19 protein-coding genes and 1 riboswitch are annotated in these 20,607 nt (G+C 61.9%); of the genes, 6 read left to right on the top strand and 13 right to left on the bottom strand.

The genetic code is table 11. The annotated features are described in order from the left end of the window. Nucleotides 1-22: 22 nt before the first annotated feature. Nucleotides 23-1,729 carry a ShlB/FhaC/HecB family hemolysin secretion/activation protein gene (locus LOY52_RS11335; RefSeq protein WP_258679522.1) on the bottom strand — a complete coding sequence of 569 codons (1,707 nt, stop codon included), beginning with the start codon at nucleotides 1,727-1,729 and terminating at the stop codon, nucleotides 23-25. Between the two features lie 154 nt (nucleotides 1,730-1,883). Further along, complete coding sequence (locus tag LOY52_RS11330) at nucleotides 1,884-2,333, bottom strand: helix-turn-helix domain-containing protein (protein WP_258679521.1); 450 nt, start codon at nucleotides 2,331-2,333, stop codon at nucleotides 1,884-1,886. 189 nt (nucleotides 2,334-2,522) lie between these two features. Between LOY52_RS11330 and LOY52_RS11325 the strand changes: the two genes are divergently transcribed. Continuing rightward, nucleotides 2,523-3,341: an alpha/beta fold hydrolase gene (locus tag LOY52_RS11325; protein ID WP_123586657.1), complete on the top strand. Its 819-nt coding sequence runs from the start codon at nucleotides 2,523-2,525 to the stop codon at nucleotides 3,339-3,341. A 29-nt stretch (nucleotides 3,342-3,370) separates the two neighbouring features. Here LOY52_RS11325 and LOY52_RS11320 read toward each other — a convergent pair whose 3' ends face one another. The 5 genes from LOY52_RS11320 to LOY52_RS11300 are packed head-to-tail and all read right to left on the bottom strand — an operon-like array spanning nucleotide 3,371 to nucleotide 8,190. Further along, entirely contained in the window at nucleotides 3,371-5,398 is a 2,028-nt protein-coding gene (locus LOY52_RS11320; protein ID WP_258679520.1) for an LTA synthase family protein, read from the bottom strand. A 22-nt stretch (nucleotides 5,399-5,420) separates the two neighbouring features. After that, nucleotides 5,421-6,032 carry a hypothetical protein gene (locus LOY52_RS11315; protein ID WP_258679519.1) on the bottom strand — a complete coding sequence of 204 codons (612 nt, stop codon included), beginning with the start codon at nucleotides 6,030-6,032 and terminating at the stop codon, nucleotides 5,421-5,423. Further along, complete coding sequence (locus LOY52_RS11310; protein WP_258679518.1) at nucleotides 6,032-7,327, bottom strand: exo-alpha-sialidase; 1,296 nt, start codon at nucleotides 7,325-7,327, stop codon at nucleotides 6,032-6,034. Before LOY52_RS11310 ends, LOY52_RS11315 begins: the two co-directional genes overlap by 1 nt. A gap of 51 nt (nucleotides 7,328-7,378) precedes the next feature. Beyond that, entirely contained in the window at nucleotides 7,379-7,924 is a 546-nt protein-coding gene (locus LOY52_RS11305) for a cytochrome b/b6 domain-containing protein (protein WP_258679517.1), read from the bottom strand. Then, nucleotides 7,924-8,190, bottom strand: a complete 267-nt coding sequence (locus LOY52_RS11300) for a PepSY domain-containing protein (protein ID WP_007960465.1) — start codon at nucleotides 8,188-8,190, stop codon at nucleotides 7,924-7,926. The genes LOY52_RS11305 and LOY52_RS11300 overlap by 1 nt, the downstream gene beginning before the upstream one ends. 170 nt (nucleotides 8,191-8,360) lie before the next feature. Between LOY52_RS11300 and LOY52_RS11295 the strand changes: the two genes are divergently transcribed. From LOY52_RS11295 to mntP, 3 genes are all read left to right on the top strand, one after another. Then, entirely contained in the window at nucleotides 8,361-9,023 is a 663-nt protein-coding gene (locus tag LOY52_RS11295; RefSeq protein WP_139054787.1) for a response regulator, read from the top strand. Further along, a complete protein-coding gene (locus LOY52_RS11290) occupies nucleotides 9,020-10,390 on the top strand; it encodes an ATP-binding protein (RefSeq protein WP_258679516.1) in 1,371 nt (456 codons plus the stop codon). Before LOY52_RS11295 ends, LOY52_RS11290 begins: the two co-directional genes overlap by 4 nt. A 208-nt stretch (nucleotides 10,391-10,598) precedes the next feature. Then, a riboswitch (yybP-ykoY riboswitch) is annotated at nucleotides 10,599-10,771 on the top strand. 6 nt (nucleotides 10,772-10,777) lie between these two features. Further along, the gene (gene mntP / locus LOY52_RS11285; protein WP_045122500.1) at nucleotides 10,778-11,341 is read left to right on the top strand and encodes a manganese efflux pump MntP; all 564 of its coding nucleotides are present in this window, start codon (nucleotides 10,778-10,780) and stop codon (nucleotides 11,339-11,341) included. 1 nt (nucleotide 11,342) lies between these two features. On the opposite strand, the gene LOY52_RS11280 is transcribed toward mntP, so the two are convergent. The 6 genes from LOY52_RS11280 to LOY52_RS11255 all read right to left on the bottom strand — a co-directional run bounded on the left by LOY52_RS11280 (nucleotide 11,343) and on the right by LOY52_RS11255 (nucleotide 18,808). Beyond that, entirely contained in the window at nucleotides 11,343-12,056 is a 714-nt protein-coding gene (locus LOY52_RS11280; protein WP_258679515.1) for a DUF72 domain-containing protein, read from the bottom strand. Next, nucleotides 12,056-12,487 (bottom strand): DNA methylase, encoded by a 432-nt coding sequence (locus tag LOY52_RS11275; RefSeq protein ID WP_258679514.1) that lies wholly within the window; start codon nucleotides 12,485-12,487, stop codon nucleotides 12,056-12,058. The genes LOY52_RS11280 and LOY52_RS11275 overlap by 1 nt, the downstream gene beginning before the upstream one ends. 113 nt (nucleotides 12,488-12,600) lie before the next feature. Then, a complete protein-coding gene (locus LOY52_RS11270) occupies nucleotides 12,601-14,388 on the bottom strand; it encodes a thiamine pyrophosphate-requiring protein (RefSeq protein ID WP_258679513.1) in 1,788 nt (595 codons plus the stop codon). 215 nt (nucleotides 14,389-14,603) lie between these two features. Then, nucleotides 14,604-15,929, bottom strand: a complete 1,326-nt coding sequence (locus tag LOY52_RS11265; RefSeq protein WP_258679512.1) for an MFS transporter — start codon at nucleotides 15,927-15,929, stop codon at nucleotides 14,604-14,606. Between the two features lie 37 nt (nucleotides 15,930-15,966). Further along, the gene (locus tag LOY52_RS11260; RefSeq protein ID WP_258679511.1) at nucleotides 15,967-17,043 is read right to left on the bottom strand and encodes a C45 family peptidase; all 1,077 of its coding nucleotides are present in this window, start codon (nucleotides 17,041-17,043) and stop codon (nucleotides 15,967-15,969) included. Nucleotides 17,044-17,080: 37 nt separating this feature from the next. After that, nucleotides 17,081-18,808 (bottom strand): amidohydrolase, encoded by a 1,728-nt coding sequence (locus tag LOY52_RS11255; RefSeq protein ID WP_258679510.1) that lies wholly within the window; start codon nucleotides 18,806-18,808, stop codon nucleotides 17,081-17,083. Between the two features lie 106 nt (nucleotides 18,809-18,914). On the opposite strand from LOY52_RS11255, the gene LOY52_RS11250 reads away from it, so the two are divergent. After that, complete coding sequence (locus tag LOY52_RS11250; RefSeq protein WP_258679509.1) at nucleotides 18,915-19,874, top strand: LysR family transcriptional regulator; 960 nt, start codon at nucleotides 18,915-18,917, stop codon at nucleotides 19,872-19,874. Next, entirely contained in the window at nucleotides 19,837-20,607 is a 771-nt protein-coding gene (locus LOY52_RS11245) for an APH(3')-II family aminoglycoside O-phosphotransferase (RefSeq protein WP_258679508.1), read from the top strand. The genes LOY52_RS11250 and LOY52_RS11245 overlap by 38 nt, the downstream gene beginning before the upstream one ends.

Here is a 20,607-nt window from a genome sequence, read left to right as displayed (position 1 = left end):
CGATGATCTCGAAAAGTGGTTATCAGATGAAAAAGTCGAGGCGGAAATAGATCGGCGCTTCGCGCTCGGTCAGCACATCCGGGCGTTCGAGGGAGTGAGCAAAGGTCACGCTGGCGGCCACGTGCTCGCCACGGGCAAACAGCTCCAGCGAGTTGCTCGACATGCGCCCGTGCTGATCGCCGTTGTAGCGGTCGCCGCGAATCACGCCCTGGTCGTAACCGAGGCTGGTGCCGTATTCAGCGAACACCGGGTGCAGCCATTCGGCCGTCACCGGTCGGCTCCAGCGCAGGTCGTTGCGCCAGTAGCCGCCGCTGTCGCCGGACAGCGATTGATCCTTGTAGCCACGGATCGATGCTGACCCGCCAAGGCTGGTGCGCTGCGGACTGAACAGCACGTCTTCGCTGCGCTGGCCGGTCATCAGGCTGCTGAAGCTGAAGGATTCGCCCCATACCTTGAACGGCTGCAGGTAGCTCAGGGTCGCGGTGTATTTGCGGTAGCGTGCGTCCGGTTCGCCCGGGCCCGGATCGTGGCTGCCCTGCGCGTCGAACGCGCCGATGCCTTCCTGCATGCCGGCGTCGAAGTTGACGAAGGCGCTGCCGATGCGGCGACCGTGGTTGAAGCCGAACTGCGCTTCGCTGATGCGGTTGCTGCTCAGCTTGAGCTTGCTGTCTTCGATGAAGTTGTTGGTGCGCAGGTAGGACAGCCCGGCGCTGAGCGAGGTCTTGCTCACCGAGTCGCGATGGATCACCCGCTCGGCGCGCAGCTGATGGTTTTCGCTGTCGCCAGTCTGCTTGAAGTTGTAGCCGTTGGCGGCGATCTGCGAGCGGTAGTCACTCTGGCTGTAGGTGTAGCTGAAATTCCACCAGCCCCACGGCAGGTTGTAATTGAGCATGGCGTTGCTGGAGGTGTGCTGGTGGTCGGTCATTGCATCGTGACCGCCGCGCAGGCTCAACTGATCGGCCAGACCCAGCGGGCTGTCCCACTCAAAGTTGGTGCCCCACTGCTGTTCGCCGGTGCTGCGCTGGCCGTCGTTGCTGCGCGACAGTCCGGCACGCCATGGCTTCTGCGGGTTGTTGGTGACCAGTACTTCACTGCCGCCGACGTTCTTGCCCGGCGCCAGCTCCATCTTCGCCTGATTGGACGGCAGGCGATTGAGCTGATCGACCATCTGCTCGATCTCGCGCAGGTTGACCAACTCGCCGGACTTGCCGGGAAACGCCATCGCCAGTTCGCGCTGTGAAAGCTTGCTGTTCTCGGCGCCTTTCATGCCTTCAAGCTTGCCCTCGACCACCAGCACTTTCAGGTGCCCGCCGGACAAGTCCTGTTGTGGCAGGTAGGCGCGACTGGTGACCAGGCCTTTCTCGATGTAATGGTCGGTGATGACTTTGAGCAACTCGTTGAGTTGCGGCACCCCGAGGCACTGGTTGATATAGGGCTTCAGCAGACGGGCCTTGTCGCTGTCGGACAGACTGTCGGCGCCATTGAGCTCGATGTCCTTGATCGGGAAACAGCGGGTATCGATGGGCGCTGCCGGTTGCGCTGGCCTGGCATCCTTGCCGGGCAGGTCCTTGAGTTCCTCCAGACGCCGCTGCTGCTCTTCAAGCAGGCGATTCTGGCGCTCGCGGATCAGGTCGGTCTCGCCGGGGGTCGGTGCAGCAAAGGCAATCTGGAGCGGAGACAGGCACAGCAACGCTACGCACAACCTCGCCGCGAGGGCGGGTGAGGACATGTTCGATCCCTCGAGACGGAATGACATCAAAATAGTGGCGCGATATTAGATGGCCATCATTTTGACGTCAAACTATCGTATCTACCGTTTGTCGGGTTTGTAACAGGGATTAAACAATCGACGCGGCTGAGGTTTTCCGGGGGTAATCCTTGGTTCAGTGTGCAACGCCCAACTTCGTCGCCACGTCCTGAGGTGCCAGCAGGCGGCCATCCGCTGAACGCAATTCCAGCTTCCTGATTGGCTGACGCTGCTGTGCATCGACCATCACCGAACCCGGCTCGCCCGGCGCATACAAGTGCTCGCCGCCCCACTGCGACAGCGCGACGATCACCGTCTGCAAGGCCCTGCCGCGTTCGGTCAGCACGTATTCCTTATAGGCACCGCCATCGGCGGCCGGCACGGTTTGCAGGATCCCCTGCTCCACCAGGGCCTTGAGTCGGGCGCTGAGCATGTTCTTGGCGATGTCCAGATTCTTCTGAAAATCACTGAAGCGGCGAATGCCCTCCAGCGCATCGCGGATGATCAGCAGCGACCACCAGTCGCCGATCAGGTCCAGCGTACGGGCGACCGGGCAGGCGTTGCCGTGCAGGCTTTTGCGCTTCACAGGGTGTTTCTCCATCAAATCCAGCGTGTGGTTGCATCTTACAACTGTGACGCTGGAAAAGAACCACGCCACCCGCCATGGCAATTGAGCACTTGCGTACAAGTGACAGCCGCGGTTTGCGCCGATAGTGATGGGCGGCCATTGCGGCATCCGGCCTTCCTGAACGATTGCCCACAGCAAGGAGTTTCCATGAGCACATTCACTACCGATGACGGCACACAGATCTATTTCAAGGACTGGGGCAGCGGCAAACCCGTGTTGTTCAGCCATGGCTGGCCGCTGGATGCCGACATGTGGGAATACCAGATGGAATACCTGAGCAGTCGCGGCTATCGCACGATTGCCTTCGATCGCCGTGGTTTCGGGCGCTCCGATCAACCATGGACCGGCTACGACTACGACACCTTTGCCGATGACATCGCGCAACTGATCAACCACCTCGACCTGCGCGACGTCACGCTCGTGGGCTTCTCCATGGGTGGCGGCGACGTCAGTCGCTACATCGCCCGCCACGGCAGCGAGCGCGTTGCCGGGCTGGTGCTGCTCGGTGCGGTGACGCCGTTGTTCGGCAAGAAAGCCGACTACCCGCAAGGTGTCGACACCTCGGTGTTCGATGGGATCAAGGCCGGTCTGCTCAAGGATCGCGCGCAGTTCATCGCGGATTTCGCCGCGCCGTTCTACGGCACCAATCAGGGGCAGAAAGTCTCCGATGGCGTGCTCACGCAAACCCTGAACGTCGCCCTTTTGGCCTCGCTGAAAGGCACCGTGGATTGTGTCACCGCGTTCTCCGAAACCGACTTCCGACCGGACATGGCGAAGATCGACGTGCCGACCCTGGTGATCCACGGTGACGGCGATCAGATCGTGCCGTTCGAAACCACCGGCAAGCAGGCCGCCGCGCTGATCAAAGGCGCTGAGCTGAAAGTCTATGCCGGCGCCCCCCACGGTTTTGCCGTAACGCACACCGAAGCGCTGAATGAAGACCTGCTGGCGTTCCTGAACCGCTAAAACGCCTCGCTGACCGGGTCCCCACCCGGTCAGCGAACGTTGCGATACAGCATCAGCCGCGCGCTCTCGTGCAGCCCCCGCGTCAGCTCCACCAGGCGCTGGAATTCCTCGGGATTTTGCTCGGCGACGTTATCCAGCGGGGTCTTCGACGCCAGGTCATGCAGGGTCGGTGAGCTGCCGTCATGCTGCATCTGCAGGAGGAAATCCTTGGTCACCCCGCCAATCAACGGGAACGTGCCCTCGCGCAAAACCAGTGGCACCACGCGCTCACCTTCCGGCGCCGGTTGCTGGACATCGCGGCCCATCGCGCCATTGCTGAACGGCACGCCGGCCATCCCCGCCACTGTCGGCAGCAAATCCGTCAGCCCCACCGCTTGCTCGATGACCTTGGGCGCCAGCAGCCCCGGGGCGTGAATCAGCATCGGCACATGATTGCTTTCCAGGCCCAGTTGCTCGAACGCCGGCGGCATGTGCGGGATCTGGCTGATGCGGGTGTTGTGGTCGCCGAAGAACACAAAAATCGTGTTGTCGTAATAGCCGCCGGCCTTGGCCAATTCCATCAATTTGCCGATATTGAAATCCAGCAGGCGCACCGCGTTGTACTGCTCGACGCTACGCGAACCGGCAGCCTGCACCTGCTCCAGTGACAGGTTGCTGACCTTGAAACCGTCGTTGTCCTTGGGGATGGTGAACGGCCGATGGTTGCCCGAGGTTTGCACGTAGGCAAAGAACGGTCGGTCCTTCGGCAGGTCGCGCAGGATGCGGTCGCTCTCCTTGAACAGATCCAGATCGGAAATCCCCCACACGTCCACCAGCGGCGAACGCCAGTCGCTTTCCTGATACAGGCGCACGCCGTCGATGCTTTGTTGGATCAACGCATTGATATTGGCCCAGCCGGCGTTGCCGCCGATCATGTAGAGCTTCTGGTAATCGGTGAAGGCATTGATCAGCGTGTGCTGACGGGTGATCAGCGGATGACGGGTGGCGGTCTCGCGGCGCGTCACGTCGGGCACGCCAGTGATGCTCGCCCACACGGTTTTCGCAGTGCCGGTGACTGGCACATAGAAGTGCTTGAAAAACCAGCTTTGGGTCGCCAGTTGATCGAGGTTTGGCGTCGGGTTCAACGGATTGCCATAGGCGCCGACGGCGCTGGTGCCCAGAGATTCGAGCATGACGAACATCACGTTCGGCGTACCCTGCAGCCGATACGGTTGCACACCTTGCTGACGCTCGAACGTCAGGCGTTGCGGGTCCGGTCGATCCACACCCAGATAGCGGGCGATCAACGGATAGTGCTCGCGCACTTGCTGCTCGTCGAACTGCGCCTGCCCAGTCTTCAACGTGTCGTAAAGGAACAGCACCGGGTTCAGGCCGACAGCGGCGATCTGCGCGTCACCGGAGAAGAACGCATCGCTCCAGCGCAGCGGCACCGGGTTTTCCAGATTGAGATTGTCGACGCGACCCAGCAGCGCCAGCAGAACCGCAACCACGCCCAGCCCGGTGCCGAATGCCAGCGATGGACGCCGGATAACCTTGGGTTCACGGGCCAGTGTCAGCCGTTCCAGCTGCAAAAGTCCGTAGAACCAGACGCCCAGCACCACCAACCAGCCGAGCGCGATCCACAGCACCGGATAGGTTTCCCAGACCATCTGTTGTGAGATTTGCGCATCTTCCAGATAACGCAGCACCGTGGCGTTGATCCGCACGCCGAGGTAGGCGTAGTGGCCGAAATCAATGATGTACAGCAGGCCCACCGCACCAAGCGCCAGCAGCCAGTAAACCCGCACGACCACGCGCAGCCATGGCAACCGCGTGAGGTTCCAGCGCGGCAGCCAGGCCAGCAGTGCCAGCGGCAATATCAGCAACACCGCCAGGCGGAGGTCGAAGCGCAAACCGATCCCGAGGGTTTCGCGCAGTGCCGGATTATCGATGAGCTCGCTGGGCGCAATCCCGGAAAACCCCAGCACGAATATCAGCCTGAGCACGGCAAACAACAAGAACGCCAAACCTGCCGCGCCCACGCCGTAGCGCAGGCGTCGCGATTGCAACCAGCCCATCATTGACCTCTGTGTCGTTGGTTCAAATAGAAGATGTCGTGCCCGCCGGTGCGGCTCGCAGCAGACGCCAGACCTGGCGGATGCACAGCGCCGCAGCGGCAACCAGGCAGTAACCCACCAGCAGCGGATCGATCAGGTAATCCCAGTAGTTTTCCGAAGCCTTGAGACGCAAGGCGAACGCCAGCGTGCCCAGCGCGAGCATCGACACCGCCAGCGTGTTGCGCAGCCACAACAGCGCCAGTGCCAGCAGGCCGATACAGACGATCATCGGCCGTGGATTGAAGCCCCAGCGGTACGGATCGAAATACGTCAGGCCCATCGTCGCCGGGTACAACAGCGCGGCCAGCACGGTAAACAGCACCAGCACCTGCACCCGTGCCGACAATGTCTGCCGCTCGACCACGCCCAGTCGGACCAGACTGGCCCAGCCGAGCAACACCAGCGTGGTGATCGCCAGATCGTCGGTGACACTGCGCACATACGCCGCCAAGGGCAACTCGTTGACTGGCACGAAGCTGACCAGCGCCAGCAGCGGCAACAGCCACGGGCGCCAGCGTTGCGTGCATTGCAACGAGCCGAGCAGGACAAAACCCAGCAGGATGAATGTCAAATGGGCTTGCCAGAGCAACAGCATCACAGGCGCTCCTCGAGCCACGCTTCGTTGAAGCTGACATGTTTAATGAAGGTGTTATTCCACGAATACACCAGGTGATAGAGACCATCGCTGCCGCGACTGAAGTACGGATACTCGTACTCGAAATCACAGCCCTGCGGCTTGCACACCCGGTAGTCCAGATTGCTCAGAAAGCGTTGCTCCAGCGGCAAGCGCCGGGCACCACTGGAAGCACGAAAACCTTCGCCGATGATCGCCTTGTAGGCTTCGGGGGCGAACGGCTGGCCGAGCGGATCGGGCGACTGATCGAGTTCGATCACGTTGCGCCAGTGGTTCAGATTGGCATCGGTGCCATAGAGGCTGAGCTTGAAGCGTCCGTCCTGCAGATCATTGAGCGCAACCAGCAGACCGTTGTCACCGGTGCCGACCGCCGCGAGCGATGAATTGGGGTTGGCCGGTTCCAGCGGATACGGCTCGCTCCAGGTCTGCCCGGCGTCCTCGGTACGGCTGGCCAGCACTCGATGATGAGTGTCGCCGGCATAACGCAGCATCGCCACGGCACGTTTTCCGTCCAGCGGCACAATGGTCGGCTGCAACGAATGCTTGCCACGGCTGATACGGAATTTGTCGATCACCGCGCCGTCTGCGCTCAGGTACAGGTACTCGGCGAATTTGCCCATGAACTCGTGATACACCGGCAGGCCGATCGAACCGTCGGCATGGAACACCGGCGCGGCGCGCACCAGTGTGCTGATGTTGAAAAACGGTGAAGTGATCAGCTGTCGCGGCGCCGACCAGTTGCGCCCGAAATCATCCGAAACCATCACGTTGATCGCACTGGTGGCCCAGCCGCCCACGGATACCGAGACATAAAACATCCACAGCCGTTGATCCGGCGCGAGGGCGATCACCGGATTGCCCAGTTTGCGGATGTAGCGGCGGGTGCCGTCGCGGGTCGATTCGCGGGTGGCCAACACCTGCTCGGCGCCCCACTCCGCGGTGTTGGCGTCATAGCGGGCGGTACGGATCTGCACGTCGGCGGCGCCTTCGCGGGAACCGGCGAACCACACCGCCATCAGGTCGCCGCCCGGCAGCGCGGTCACCGACGACGAGTGCACGAAATCATTCAGTTGCGAGGAGACGAAGCGACTGCTGTACAGCGGCTCCGGTGCCTGCAGCGAAGCATCCACCGGCGGCGTGGCCTCGGCAAATGGCGCCAGCACATGAGCCGGATGACTGCGCCAGGCACTAAAGAAAACCAGGCTCACGGCCAGTCCGCCGAGAATAAATTTCAAGCGATCGGGAAGCGCACGCATAGTGGACTCACGGCAAAAACAGGATGGTGGGCAATCGACAACACATCCCTGTCAGCGCGGAGGATCGTCCGGCAGGTGCCGTCGGCGTCCGGTGAGCATCGACAACGGCAAGTTGTCACGAACCAGAAAACTCTCGAACAGCGCGGCGACGATGTGCAGACACACCAGCACCAGCAAGCTGTCGACGGCGGTTTCGTGCACCTGCAACGGCCAATCGGAGCCCCACAAGGCGTCGATCTCTTCCATGGCCCAGCCGCTCAAACCGGTGATAAACATCGCCAGCAACATCAACAGCATCACCAGCGCGCCCATCGGCGAATGCCCGAGGCGATGCTCGGGACGTCCGCGAATCAGGGATCGCGCATGGGCGACCAGCCGCGTCGGCGTCGGCCAGAAATCCGCCCAACGCGCACTGCGCGGCCCGACGAAGCCCCATACCAGCCGCACCAGCAGCCAGCCCATGGCGTAATAGCCGAGCCAGACATGCCAAGCGTCACCGACTTCATTGAAGAAGTAATTGGCAACGAAGACGCCCGCGATGGACAGATGAAACAGCCGCACCACGGGGTCCCACAGGCGCACGGACGCGCTCGGCATCAGCCCTTGATCTCGGTTTTCACCGCTTTGCCGCTCACCGGGTCGTGGTAGATCTCGACCTTGCGCTTGTCCTTGTCGAAGCCGTAGATCTCGTAGCAGTTGCCGTCGGTAACCTTGAACTTGCTGATCTCGTAGCCCTGGGCCTTGAGCTGCTCCTGAAAGGCTTTCTGGTCTTGCCACTGCGAGCGTTCGGCGGTGGTGCATTGCGGGCCGGCGACGGCCAATGGGCTGGCAACGATGAGGGACAACAGCAGAAGTTTGCGCATGGAAACACTCTCGCTCGATGAGGAAGGCCTCACTGTGCAAAAGCAACCTTAGTCGAAGCTTAGTTGGCAACGAGTCGTTACATCTTTCCCGTCGGGTCAGCTGCCACAGCTGGCTGCACAGCGGCATGATGCCGCCGATCAACCGCCGTGTTTCCTCAAGAGAATCCGTTATGCGCCTATTGCTGGTCGAAGATGATCGCGCCCTCGGTCAAGGCATTCGCGTTGCCCTCGGCAGCGAAGGCTATACGCTCGACTGGTTGCAGGACGGGGTCAGCGCCCTGCACGCCCTGCGCAGTGAAAGCTTCGACTTGCTGCTGCTCGACCTCGGCCTGCCCCGGCTCGACGGCCTCGCGCTGTTGCAACGCTTGCGTGGCGAACAACAGGACTTGCCGGTACTGATCCTCACCGCCCGCGACGGCACCGCCGAACGCATCGCCGGGCTGGATGCCGGCGCCGACGACTACCTGATCAAACCGTTCGACGTCGATGAACTGAAAGCGCGGATTCGCGCATTGCTGCGCCGCAGTCAGGGCCGTGCGCAGCCGGTGCTTGAACATGCCGGTGTGTGTCTCGATCCGGTCACGCAGCAGGTCACCTGGCACGGCACCGATGTGGTGGTGACGCCGATGGAGTATCAACTGCTGCATCAACTGATGGCCCGCCCGGGCAAAGTCGTCACCCGCGAGCGCCTGTCGCGAGCGCTGTATGGCTGGCAGGATCGGGTCGAGAGCAACACCCTCGAAGTGCTGATCCACAACCTGCGCAAAAAACTCTCGAGCGAATTGATCCGCACCGTGCGCGGTGTCGGCTATGTGGTGGAGCTCAAACCATGATTTCCATACGCGCGCGGATTCTGGTGCCGGTGCTGATTCTGGTATTGATCGGCGACCTGCTGATCAGTTGGCTGGTGCTGCGCGACAGTCACCATGAAATCGAAGAAGTCTACGATGCCCAACTGGCGCAAAGCGCACGCCTGCTGCAAGGCGTGCTGGCCCAGCGTGCGCCGGGCGACAACGACTGGAGCCGGCTCTATCAGGCCTTCGATGAAGCCATGAGCCGGGTCGGCGACGGCGAGGCCGCGCACCCTTACGAAACCCGTCTGACCTTTCAGGTCTGGCGCAGCGACGGGCAGTTGCTGGTGCGCTCGGCTGAAGCGCCGGAACTTGCCGCACCGCCCACCACTCTCGGCTCGCATGACCTGATGGAAAATGGCCGCGACTGGTGCGCGTTTCTGCTCAAGGATTCGCAACAAGGGCTGCTGATCTGGGTCGGCGAGCGCGACGACATCCGCCAGGATCTGATCGAGCGCATCGTCGGCCACACCGTCTGGCCGAGCCTGATTGGCGTACCGCTGCTGGCCGCGTTGATCTGGCTGACCATCGGCTGGGGCCTGCAACCGTTGCGCGCCATGGCGCAGAGCATTCGCGGCCGTGACACCGAAACCCTGAAACCGCTGCACCTCAGCCCCCTGCCCCACGATCTGGAGCCGATGCAGACCGCGCTCAATCGGCTGCTGCAGCAGATCGACAATCTGCTGGCGCGTGAGCGGCGCTTCATTGCCGACGCTGCCCATGAGCTGCGTACACCGCTGGCGATCCTGCGGATCCACGCGCAAAACGCGCAACTGGCGGCGACCCCGCAACAACGCGAAGAGGCGCTGGAATATCTGCTCAGCGCGGTAGATCGGGCGACGCGCATTGCCAGTCAGTTGCTGACCATGGCGCGCATCGAACCGCACCTGGCCAATCCCGAAACCCGCAGCGTGGAGCTGACCGAACTGGTACGCGAAGAACTCGCCGAACTGGCACCGCTGGCCATGGAAAAAGACGTCGAACTGATCCTCGACAGCGACCACCACTGCCCGGTCGACACCGACCCGGTGGCCCTCGCCATCGCCTTGCAGAATCTTGTGACCAACGCGCTGAACTTCGCCCCGCCGGGCAGCGAGGTGCGAGTCCAGGTGCAACCGCAGGCGGGCGGCGCGGTGTACATCAGCGTCGAGGACAGCGGGCCCGGGATCAACGAATTGGACTACGCGCGGCTGTTCGAGCGTTTTTACAGCCACGGCCACGATAACGGCGCCGGACTGGGGCTGGCGATCGTGCAAATGATCGTCAGCAAGATCGGCAGCTCGTTGCAGCTGTACAACCGGGCGCAGGGCGGGTTGTGTGCGCAGTTGCGGATCAATGAGGAGCGCTGAGCTGACAAGTTCGAGCGTAACTCCGTGTGAAGATATCTGTGGCGAGGGAGCTTGCTCCCGCTGGACTGCGCAGCAGGCCTTTTGTTGTTCGGCGAAGAAAGGGCCACTTGGCGACCCAGCGGGAGCAAGCTCCCTCGCCACAGAGTCTTGTGTTGATCGATCGTCTCAATGCTTTTGACAAAATTTTCATGTTTGCCCCCATAAGATCCGCAGCCTCGTTGGGGAGTAGCCTGTTTCCGAGTCCCTCGGAAGCGTTCGTATCAACATTCTCGGCAACCTGCCGTGGTACGAACACCTTTTGGTTGGTGAGACCGACGACACATCCATGCCTGAAGTCGGGCGTGTGGTTGTGTCGTTGACTCATAGCCCGACTGGAAGTGTGCCCCCGTGAATCCTGTTTCCCTCATATTCCTCGCTCTGGCCATGTCCACGGACGCGTTCGCCGCGGCCATCGGCAAAGGCTCCAGCCTGCACAAACCACGTCTGACCGAGGCGCTGCGCACTGGCCTGATCTTCGGCGTGATCGAAGCCATCACCCCGATCATCGGCTGGCTGATCGGCCAGGCTGCCACCCGCTGGGTCGCCGAATGGGACCACTGGATCGCCTTCACCCTGCTGCTGATCCTCGGCCTGCACATGATCTACAACGGCCTGAAGCACGAAGACGAGGAAGAAGAAAAACCCGGTCAGCACTCGTTCCTGATTCTCGCGGTTACCGCGTTCGCCACCAGCATTGACGCGCTCGCGGTCGGCGTCGGCCTGGCGTTTGTCGACGTGAATATCTGGGTGGCGGCAGCGGCCATCGGCGTGGCGACCATGACCATGGTGACCATTGGCGTGATGCTTGGTCGTGTGCTCGGTGCGGTCGTCGGCAAGCGCGCAGAAATCGTTGGTGGCGTGGTACTGATGATCGTCGGCGCGACCATTCTGTACGAGCACCTGTCAGCCTGAGTCAGGCCCTGGTCAGCTCCGCCAGTGTCATCGCGTTGCCCAACGCGGCGCCACTGGCGGTGTTGTCGAAGATGCACCAGACGCTGGCCCCCTCCGCAGCGCAGGCCTTCATGTCCTGCGCCAGCTGCTGCAAATATGGCAACTCATAGGCACTGTGATAAATCCGTGGCGAGCCGTGCAGCCGCCAATAGCGCACACCCGCCCAGCCCTGCGCCGCACCGTCGGTACTGATCCGCGACGGATCAACCACGACCTGGGCAATCCTATACGCCTGCAGCATCGGCTCTGCCACCACCCACGACTCATGCCGTGGCTCAAGCACCACGTCACCGGCGAAGCGTTGGCGCAACGCCACGAAAAACGCCTCTGCACTTGCCGGCTCAAAGGCCAGCGACGGTGGCAGTTGCACCAGCAAACACCCCAGCCGATCGGCCAAACCCTCGCACTGCCCGAGAAACTCGTCCAGCGCTTGATCACAGTTTTGCAGACGCCATTCATGAGTAATCTGCTTCGGCACCTTGACTGAAAAGCGAAAGCCCGGCGGCACCGAATCCGCCCAACGCGCATAGGTCTGACGCCGATGCGGGCGATAGAACGAGCTGTTGATTTCCACACAGTCGAACTGCGCGGCATAACGTTGCAGATGCGTGCCCTCGGCCGGAAACTGCGGCCAATACTCACGCCCCAGACTCCAGCCTGCGCAACCGATGAACATCAAAAAAGCCCCTTCGCCGCTTCACGCATGAAAATCTCCACGGTCTTCGGGCCGATCCCGTCGAACGCCATCAGGCGTTTTTCGAACTCGGCCCGATCGGCGCTGACCTTGACGATATTGCCAACCTTGCCGGCGTATTCGTCATTGAGCCGCGCCGCCAGCGCCAGCAGACGCGTGGCCGTGGTTTCGTCGTAACGCACGTAATGCGCCTCACCGAGCATGCCGACCAATTGCCGATGCGTGCAGTTGGCGAGTTCGCGCGGCGTGTCGCGCTGATGCCGCTCGGCAATCATTCGATACGCCTCTGCAGCAATGCCGGCCTGAATACGCTTGCCCATCAGGAAACTGGCGAGCAGCCATTTGAACAACCCCTCCTCGCTTAACGGATCAAGGCTGATGTGCAGATCTTGGGCGCTGACGGTTTTGCTCATCGGTTTATCCCTCACGACCCTCTGTAGGAGCTGCCGCAGGCTGCGATCTCTTGATCTTGTTTTTAAAAAATCAAAGTCAAAAGATCGCAGCCTGCGGCAGCTCCTACAGGCATCTATTTTTTGCCAGGCAGGACGCTGGCCAGCACCTGCTTGGCGGCTTGCACAATCACGCCCGCTTCGTCGGGGTCACCCTTGAGCAAAGTGGTGGCGAATTTTTTTGCCTGTTCGAGCTTGATGTGCGGCGGCAACGGCGGCACGTTGGGATCGGTCTTGAACTCGATCAGCACCGGCACGTCCGAGGCCAGCGCCTGTTCCCAGGCGGCGGCGACGTCCTCTTCGCGGTCGACGAAAATTCCTTTCAGGCCAATGGAAATGGCGAACAGGTGATACGGCACGTCGGGAATGCTTTGCGACGCTTCAAACTTCGGATCGCCCTCCATCACTCGTTGCTCCCAAGTGACCTGATTCAGATCCTCGTTGTTGAACACCGCACAGATCCATTTCGGGCTGTCCCACTGGCGCCAGTATTTGGCGACGGTGATCAGCTCGGCCATGTTGTTCATCTGCATCGCGCCGTCACCCACCAGCGCAATCACCGCGCGCTCGGGATGCGCAAACTTGGCGGCAATCGCGTACGGCACGGCGGCGCCCATCGAGGCCAGGCCACCGGACAGCGAACACTGCATGCCCCGGCGGATTTTCAGGTCACGGGCGTACCAGTTGGCGCAGGAGCCCGAGTCGCTGGTGATGATCGCCTGATCCGGCAGGCGCGGTGACAGTTCATACACCACCCGCTGCGGATTGATCGGATCGGCCTTGGACATGGCGCGTTTTTCCAGGGTCTTTTCCCAGGTGCTGCGCCAGCCTTCAATTTTCTTGCGCCACTTGCGCGAGGTTTTCTGTTCAAGCAACGGCAGCAGTGCCGCGAGGGTTTCCGCCGAATCGCCGACCAGATTGACCTCCATCGGATAACGCAGGCTGAGCATGTCCGGCTGCAGGTCGATCTGCACGCCCCGTGCCTGGCCTTCCTTCGGTAGAAACTCGGCATAGGGGAAACCCGAGCCGATCATCAACAAGGTGTCGCACTCGTGCATCATCTTGTAGCTCGGTTCGGTGCCCAGCAGGCCGATGCTGCCGGTGACCCACGGCAAATCGTCCGGCAGCGCGGCCTTGCCGAGCAACGCCTTGGCGACGCCAGCACCGAGTTTTTCCGCGACAGAGATCACTTCATCCGTCGCCTGCAACGCGCCAGCGCCGACCAGAATTGCGACCTTTTCACCGCTGTTCAAAACGTCGGCGGCGCGTTGCAGATCGGCCTCGTAGGGCAGCACTTTCGGCTTGGTGTATCCGACGCCGGAATGCGCAGTGCCGTGGGCCCGCGCCGGTGGCTCGTACGCAAGATCCTGCAGGTCATTGGGCAGGATGATCGCCGTCACCCGCCGCTCGCCAACCGCCGTGCGCACGGCGCGATCAAGCAAATGCCGCACTTGCGACGGCTCCGACGCCTGCTGCACAAACGCCCCGGCGACATCCTTGAACATCGACACCAGGTCCAGCTCCTGCTGGTAATGACTGCCGAGCGCCGTCCGCGCCTGCTGGCCGACAATCGCCAGCACCGGCTGGTGATCCATGCGCGCGTCGTACAACCCGGTGATCAAGTGCGAAGCGCCGGGACCGGAAGTGGCAATGCACACGCCCAACTCGCCCGTGAACTTGGCGTGGGCCGATGCCATGAACGCGGCCATTTCTTCGTGCCGGGCCTGAACGAATTCGATCTTGCCATTGGCTCGGGCGAGCGCGCCGAACACACCATTGATGCCGTCTCCCGGATAACCAAAAATCCGCGTGACGCCCCATTGGCTGAGCCGCTCAACCAGAAAATCTCCCACTGTCGTCGTCATCTCGTTCCTCGCCTGTCACCGATGCATGAAGCCTGCCCGGCGAGATATCCGCCGGGCGGTACATGGGTCTGGACAGTCGGGACGCGCGCGAAGTTTCGATTGTTTTTATTGCCGAGCCGCTTCATGTAGGAGCTGCCGAAGGCTGCGATCTTTTGATCTTGAAAAACAACATCAAAAGATCGCAGCCTTCGGCAGCTCCTACAGGGACGAGTGGTTCAACTGGTAACGGTCATGGGTGAAGGCCACTCGGCCTCGTCGATCTGCTCAAGGCTCAGGTGCGCCGTTTCTTTGAGCAGCAATGAACACACCGCCACAATGCCCAGCGCAACCGCGCCGTAAACCGCCACCCCGAACGCGTTGTGGTTGTTGGCGATCAGAATCGCCGTGGCCGCACTGGATGCCGTCCCCCCGCCCAGCGCCGCGCCGATCTGATAGGCCGCCGACATTCCCGAATAGCGCATGTGCCGGGGAAACTGCTCGGCGAGGAACGCCGGAATCGGCCCCTGCGTCGCGCCCATGAACGCACCGATGACGATGTACGCAGCGGTGGAAACCAGCAGGCTCTTGAGGCCGATCAGCGGGAAGAATGCGAAGAAGCCGAGAGCCATGATCACCGCGCCGAGGACCATTACCTTGCGACGGCCGATGCGGTCCGACAGCAAGGCAAACAACGGCGCGGTGATGACGATGGCGATCGACAGCGACAAGTCGAAAATCAGCGCGTCGGTACTGCCGTAACCCAGTTGCGTGGCATACGACAAAAAGAACGTGCTGCCGATGTAGGCGATGGTCACGTAGCCAAAGGCAATGCCGGTGCACAGGAGCATGGCTGTGGGCCGTGCGCGCAGCGCTTCGAGCAATGGCATGCGCACGTGGGCCTGCGGTTCGGCGGGCTGTTCGAGGGGTTTCTGCAGGCGCGCATACAGACCGATCAGCACCAGCACACCACCGAGCCAGAACGGAATGCGCCAGGCGAATCCGGCCAGGTCATCGTGCGCCGCGACACTGACAATGGCGAACACCCCGGCACCGAGAATCCCGCCGATACCGATGCCCATGCTGGTGAAACTGCCCCACAGCCCACGTCGCCCGGGCGGCGCCGACTCGATGCCGAACAGCGCCGCACCGCCCCACTCGCCACCGGCGGCAAAGCCTTGCACCAGCCTGAGCAGCACCAACAACACCGGTGCGCCAGCACCAAGGGTCGCATAGCCCGGCAGGCACCCGATCAACAGCGTGCTCAAACCCATCAGCAGCAGCGTGATCACCAGCATTTTCTGCCGGCCGAGTTTGTCACCGTAATGCCCGAACACCATGCCGCCAAGGGGCCGGGCGAAGAACCCGGCACCAAAGGCGCCGAACGCCACCAGCGTCGCGGTCAGCGGGTCCATCTGCGGGAAGAACACCTTGGGAAACACCAGCGCGGCGGCGGTGCCGTAAATCACGAAGTCGTAAAACTCCAGGGCGGTGCCCATGCCGGAGACGAAAAACGTCCTCAGCGCAGACGGGGAACCGCTCGTGCGATCAATCTCGGTAGCCATGTGTATTGCTCGTTTTGTTTTTATTGGAGGCAGCGATTCAGAAGCGCAGATAGCCGTTTCGGGCCAGCTGCGCGGGGTTGCCGGCGGCGTATTCGAGCACGCTGTTTTCAGTGTCGATGCCGATGGTCAGCAAGGTTTCCCAACGCTCGGTGGCCGGCATGCTCAGATCCGGGTGGAAGCAGATCGGCGCGTCTTCGCCCGCCTCGCCACACATGGCGTCAGCCCGCTGACTGAGGTTGCCGTTGGTCATGTTCGGCCGCGCCGTGTTGACGTGGGCAATACGCGCGTAGGTCGTGGACGCATCAGGCGTGCGCTCGCCCAGACTCAGTTCGGGATCGAGAAAGTGGTTGGTGTGAGTGATCCAGCCTTCGGCATCGGGCCGCACCACGGCGGTGAAGGCTGGCGACATTTCAATGCTCACCGCACGCGGGTTCGAATCCTCACGGGTGAACACGGTCAGTACCGTCGAGGCACTGACCCGCGCTGAACGCGCCAGCGCAATCGCTTCGTCAACGCTGCTGGCTTCTTCGAGGATGCGCCGGGCAATCGCATGCACCGGCACCCCGGCAGACCCGTTGTCGCTGGCGTGATGCAGGATGTTGAAGTGCAACCCCAGCCCCGCGCTGTTGACGCCGATCTTGCCGAGCATGCCGAACTCGGTGAACAGCTTGACCGTCATGCCCTTGGCCGTGGTCAGTTGCAGAATCAATCCGTTGGGCACCAGCGAATCGTGCCAGTCCCAGGTCTGAATGGTGCGTGGCGCCCTCGCGCCATTGGGGGCGAACACGGCGGTCGAGCACTCGCCTTCGGTGGACGCCGGCATCACCGCGAGAATCTCGGTACGGGCATTCAGGCTGGCGAGCTGCCAGAGTGGTATCCCGGCGCCCTCAGCAGTGGCGACGATCTCTTCGGCGAGGCTCGGGCACCAGTTTTGCAGGGTTTGCAGACTGGCTTCGCCTATGGTCTGCACCTGTGCCTGAGGCACACCGACCTGATTGAAGAAATCCAGATAGAGCTCGACGGTCTGGCGGATCTGAGCCGCCCAGGTGGCGCCAATCTGTTGCCCGCGAATCTGCGGGTTACGGGTGTCGGTGACAAAGCAATGAACATTCACGAAAAGGTTTCCTTGGTTACGTTACACAGAGATGCCGTCAAGGCTTGCGGCGGTAGATTTCGCGCCCGGCAAACCAGGTATTGAGCACCTGGGTGTCGCGCAGGGCTATGGGATCGACCGCGAATACATCGCGGTCGAGGACGATCATGTCGGCCTGCTTGCCGGGCTTGAGCGAGCCAATCTGGTCTTCCAGTCGCAGCACTTTGGCTGCGTTGAGGGTGTAGGCCTGGAACATGGTCTGGCGGTCGATGTCTTCGGCGGCGTTGAGCACGCCTTTCGGGCCTTTGCGGCTGACCGCCTGATAGATCGCCTTCCACGGTTCGGGGGTGGTGATCGGCCAGTCACTGGCACCGGCGATGGTCGCGCCGTTCTTCAACAGCGAACGCGCCGGATAGGTGTACATGAAGGCCATCGCGCTGACGTAAGGCTTGACCAGATCCATGCTCGACTCGTCGGCGGCGGCCCAGAACATCTGCATCGAGGCGATCACATTCAGCGCCTTGAAGCGGGCGAATTCCTTGGGGTTGACCATTTGCAGGTGGGTGATCGAATGGACGATGCCGCTCTGCCGACCCTTGCGCGCCTGCTCGATGCCGTTGAGCGATTCACGCACCGCGCGGTCGCCAATGGCGTGGATGTGCACCAGCCAGCCGCGCGCATCGGCGGCACTGACCAGTTCGCCGAAATGCGCCGGATCGATCAGCAGTTCACCGGTTTTTTTCGAGTTGCGGTACGGCTCGAGCATCGCCGCGCTTTGCGCCGGCACTTCGGCCACACCGTCGGCAAAGATCTTGATCCCCGGCAGGGTCAGGTTGCTGACCCCGAGAAACTGTTGGCGCACCTTGTCCAGCTCATCGAGGTCGGCCGGTCTGGCCTTGGAGTCCGCCATCAGCAGCGCCGCAACGTGAGCGGTGAGTTCGCCGTTTTCCGAGAGCTTTTTGTAGGTCGGCAACACGCCGAGCGAGGTGTTGGTGATGTCACTGCCGGGGACTTCGTTGGCGAGCGGGTCCAGCCAGCCGGTAATCCCCAGGCTCTTGTAGTAGTTCAGCGCCGCGCGCCCGCCGGCCAGCAACTGATCAGCCGTCGGCGGCGGCAGCAAGGCCTGTACCGGGTACAGACCGGCATCGACGAGGAAGCCATCCGGGCTGCCGTCGGAGTGATGGCCGATGGTCGCCTGCTCTTCGCCTTTAAGTCCCTTGATCTTTTCAGCCGTCACACCGGCACGTTCGAGCATCGCTCGATTGGCCCAGCCGGTGTGCAGATCCCAGCCCAGCAGCAGGATCGGCAGGTTTGCCCATTCGCCCTGATTGAAGCGCTGTTCGAGACCGGCGATGTCACTCCAGTAAGTCGATGGCAACCCGCCGACACTGAGGAATTCTCCACGCTGCGCCTTACCGTTCTGGCGCCATTGGCGCAGGCGTTGTTCCAGTTGATCGAGCGGCAGCAGTTGCCCGTCGAGATTCGCCTGCAACAGCTGCAGCCCGCCCTTGATGGTGTGCGAATGCGAGTCGATGAAGCCGGGCATCAGCACCTTGCCGTGCAGGTCGATCACTTGCGTGGCCGCCGTCTTCAGGCGCAACACCTGCGCACCCGTGCCCACGGCGAGGATCTTGCCGTTTTCCACCGCAACCGCTTGCTGCAAGGCCTGGCCGGGTTCGGCGGTGTAGACCTTGGCGTTGTGCAGGATCAGATCGGCAGACGCCAGACTTTCCAGCGAGGCACAGGCCAGTGCCGATGACACCATCAGGGTCAGTAGCTGCTTCATGAGGTTTCTCGTTATTTTTGTTAGGCTGCGAGCAAGCCTATCCAAGCCTTGGCGATAACTGAATGCCACCTCGCGCACAACTTCTGTGCCCAGCAGGAATAGATCAATGGACAAGATGAGCGCCCTGACCATGTTCGTCGCCACCGCCGAACACGGCAATTTCAGCCGCGCCGCCGAGGTGCTCGGCAAGACCCCGTCGGCCCTGACCAAAGCCGTGGCGCAGCTGGAGGACGAGCTCGGCACGCGCCTGTTCGACCGCACGACCAGACGCATGGCGCTGACCGAAGCCGGGCGGATTTATCTGGACGGTGCGCGGCAGGCGCTGATGCAATTGCAACTGGCCTGCGAAGGCGTCGAACAGCTCAAGCACGAATTGAGCGGCGGCCTGCGCATCACCGCCCCGCCCTCCTTCGCCCCGGCGTTTCTCAACGAAGTCTGCTGCCGTTTTCTCGACGCCCATCCGCAAGTGCATCTGGAAGTCGACCTAAGCGACAGCTATGACGATCCGGTGGATGGCGGTTACGATCTGGCGCTGCGTGACGGCCCGATCGACCTGCCGGGGGTGATCGCCCAACCCATCGTCGAGAATCAGGTGGTGTTGTGCGCCAGCCCGGCGTACCTGGCGCGCAAGGGCAACGAGGTGTCACTGGACAACTATCAGCAGCACGACTGGCTGATCTTCCGCCATCCGTTGCTCAACCGGCATTTCTGGTGGGTCAAGCAAGGGGACCGTCGGATTCGCCTGACCCAGCCGAATCCGCGAGTAGCCAGCGACAATTACGACTTCCTGCTGGCGTGCCTGCTGAAGGGCCAGGGCTTGCAGTTTCTGCCGCAATGGAGCGCCGCAGCGTACCTGGCGCGCGGCGAGCTGGTGGAAGTGATGCCCGAGTACTGGCGTGAGCCAAGCGCGTTCGGCCCGTGGATTTACGTGCTGTACCTGGCGCACCGGCGCAGCACGCGCAAGGTCAAAGTGTTTATCGAATTCTTGAAGGCGCACTGGCGCCCACTGTCACAAGGTACCAATGAAAATGGATCTGCCACAGACATGGCGCCAACGCTTCGCTGATATCCGCTACGAACAACAAACCATCGGTGAATCCCGTGCCGACGTGTTCCGCCTCACGCCCGCTGGATCAGACCCGCTGTTCGTCAAATCGGAACCACGGATTTCCTTTGCCGAATTGCCCGGCGAAGTCCAGCGCCTGCGTTGGCTGGCGGAGCAGGATGTGCCGGCAGCGCGGGTGCTCGACAGCACCGAAGCCCATGACCGTTACTGGTTGCTGATGACTGCCGTACCGGGGCGAGACCTCGCCAGCAGCGGGGATCTCGCACCGCAGCAAATCGTCTCGCTGGCGGCTAGTGCCTTGCGCACCTTGCATGCGCTCGACATCAAAAACTGCCCGTTCGATCATCGCCTCGATGCGAAAATCGCCCTGGCCCGCGAGCACCTGCTGGCTGGTTTGATCGATGAAGAAGATTTTGACGATTCGCGCCTCGGCCAAGGCGCCGAAGCGGTGTTCGAGCAGATGCTGGCCGCGCGCCCGGACAGCGAAGACCTGGTGGTGACCCATGGCGACGCGTGTCTGCCCAACCTGCTCGCCGACAACGGTCGCTTCAGCGGTTTCGTCGACTGCGGGCGACTGGGTGTTTCCGATCGGTTTCAGGACTTGGCACTGGCAGCCCACAGCATCGCCTACAACCTGGGCGAGCAATGGCTGCCGGTATTTTTCGAGGCTTACGGCGTGCAACCGGATCAGCGAAAAATCGCCTTTTATCAGTTGCTCGACGAGTTTTTCTGA

Origin of the sequence: Pseudomonas sp. B21-051 (assembly GCF_024748795.1) — a bacterium.
In the GTDB taxonomy this organism is placed as follows: domain Bacteria; phylum Pseudomonadota; class Gammaproteobacteria; order Pseudomonadales; family Pseudomonadaceae; genus Aquipseudomonas; species Aquipseudomonas putida_A.
Note: the sequence above shows the minus strand (reverse complement) of the source record. Positions and strands in the feature narration are given on the sequence as shown.

Coding starts and splice junctions, on each gene's coding strand:
- LOY52_RS11255 (WP_258679510.1), bottom strand. CDS start 18,808: ATGAAGCAGCTACTGACCCTGATGGTGTCATCGGCACTGGCCTGTGCC.
- LOY52_RS11270 (WP_258679513.1), bottom strand. CDS start 14,388: ATGACGACGACAGTGGGAGATTTTCTGGTTGAGCGGCTCAGCCAATGG.
- LOY52_RS11315 (WP_258679519.1), bottom strand. CDS start 6,032: ATGCTGTTGCTCTGGCAAGCCCATTTGACATTCATCCTGCTGGGTTTT.
- LOY52_RS11300 (WP_007960465.1), bottom strand. CDS start 8,190: ATGCGCAAACTTCTGCTGTTGTCCCTCATCGTTGCCAGCCCATTGGCC.
- LOY52_RS11325 (WP_123586657.1), top strand. CDS start 2,523: ATGAGCACATTCACTACCGATGACGGCACACAGATCTATTTCAAGGAC.
- LOY52_RS11295 (WP_139054787.1), top strand. CDS start 8,361: ATGCGCCTATTGCTGGTCGAAGATGATCGCGCCCTCGGTCAAGGCATT.
- LOY52_RS11280 (WP_258679515.1), bottom strand. CDS start 12,056: ATGTTCATCGGTTGCGCAGGCTGGAGTCTGGGGCGTGAGTATTGGCCG.
- LOY52_RS11245 (WP_258679508.1), top strand. CDS start 19,837: ATGGATCTGCCACAGACATGGCGCCAACGCTTCGCTGATATCCGCTAC.
- LOY52_RS11250 (WP_258679509.1), top strand. CDS start 18,915: ATGGACAAGATGAGCGCCCTGACCATGTTCGTCGCCACCGCCGAACAC.
- LOY52_RS11335 (WP_258679522.1), bottom strand. CDS start 1,729: ATGTCCTCACCCGCCCTCGCGGCGAGGTTGTGCGTAGCGTTGCTGTGC.
- LOY52_RS11305 (WP_258679517.1), bottom strand. CDS start 7,924: ATGCCGAGCGCGTCCGTGCGCCTGTGGGACCCCGTGGTGCGGCTGTTT.
- LOY52_RS11290 (WP_258679516.1), top strand. CDS start 9,020: ATGATTTCCATACGCGCGCGGATTCTGGTGCCGGTGCTGATTCTGGTA.
- LOY52_RS11265 (WP_258679512.1), bottom strand. CDS start 15,929: ATGGCTACCGAGATTGATCGCACGAGCGGTTCCCCGTCTGCGCTGAGG.
- LOY52_RS11275 (WP_258679514.1), bottom strand. CDS start 12,487: ATGAGCAAAACCGTCAGCGCCCAAGATCTGCACATCAGCCTTGATCCG.
- LOY52_RS11320 (WP_258679520.1), bottom strand. CDS start 5,398: ATGGGCTGGTTGCAATCGCGACGCCTGCGCTACGGCGTGGGCGCGGCA.
- LOY52_RS11310 (WP_258679518.1), bottom strand. CDS start 7,327: ATGCGTGCGCTTCCCGATCGCTTGAAATTTATTCTCGGCGGACTGGCC.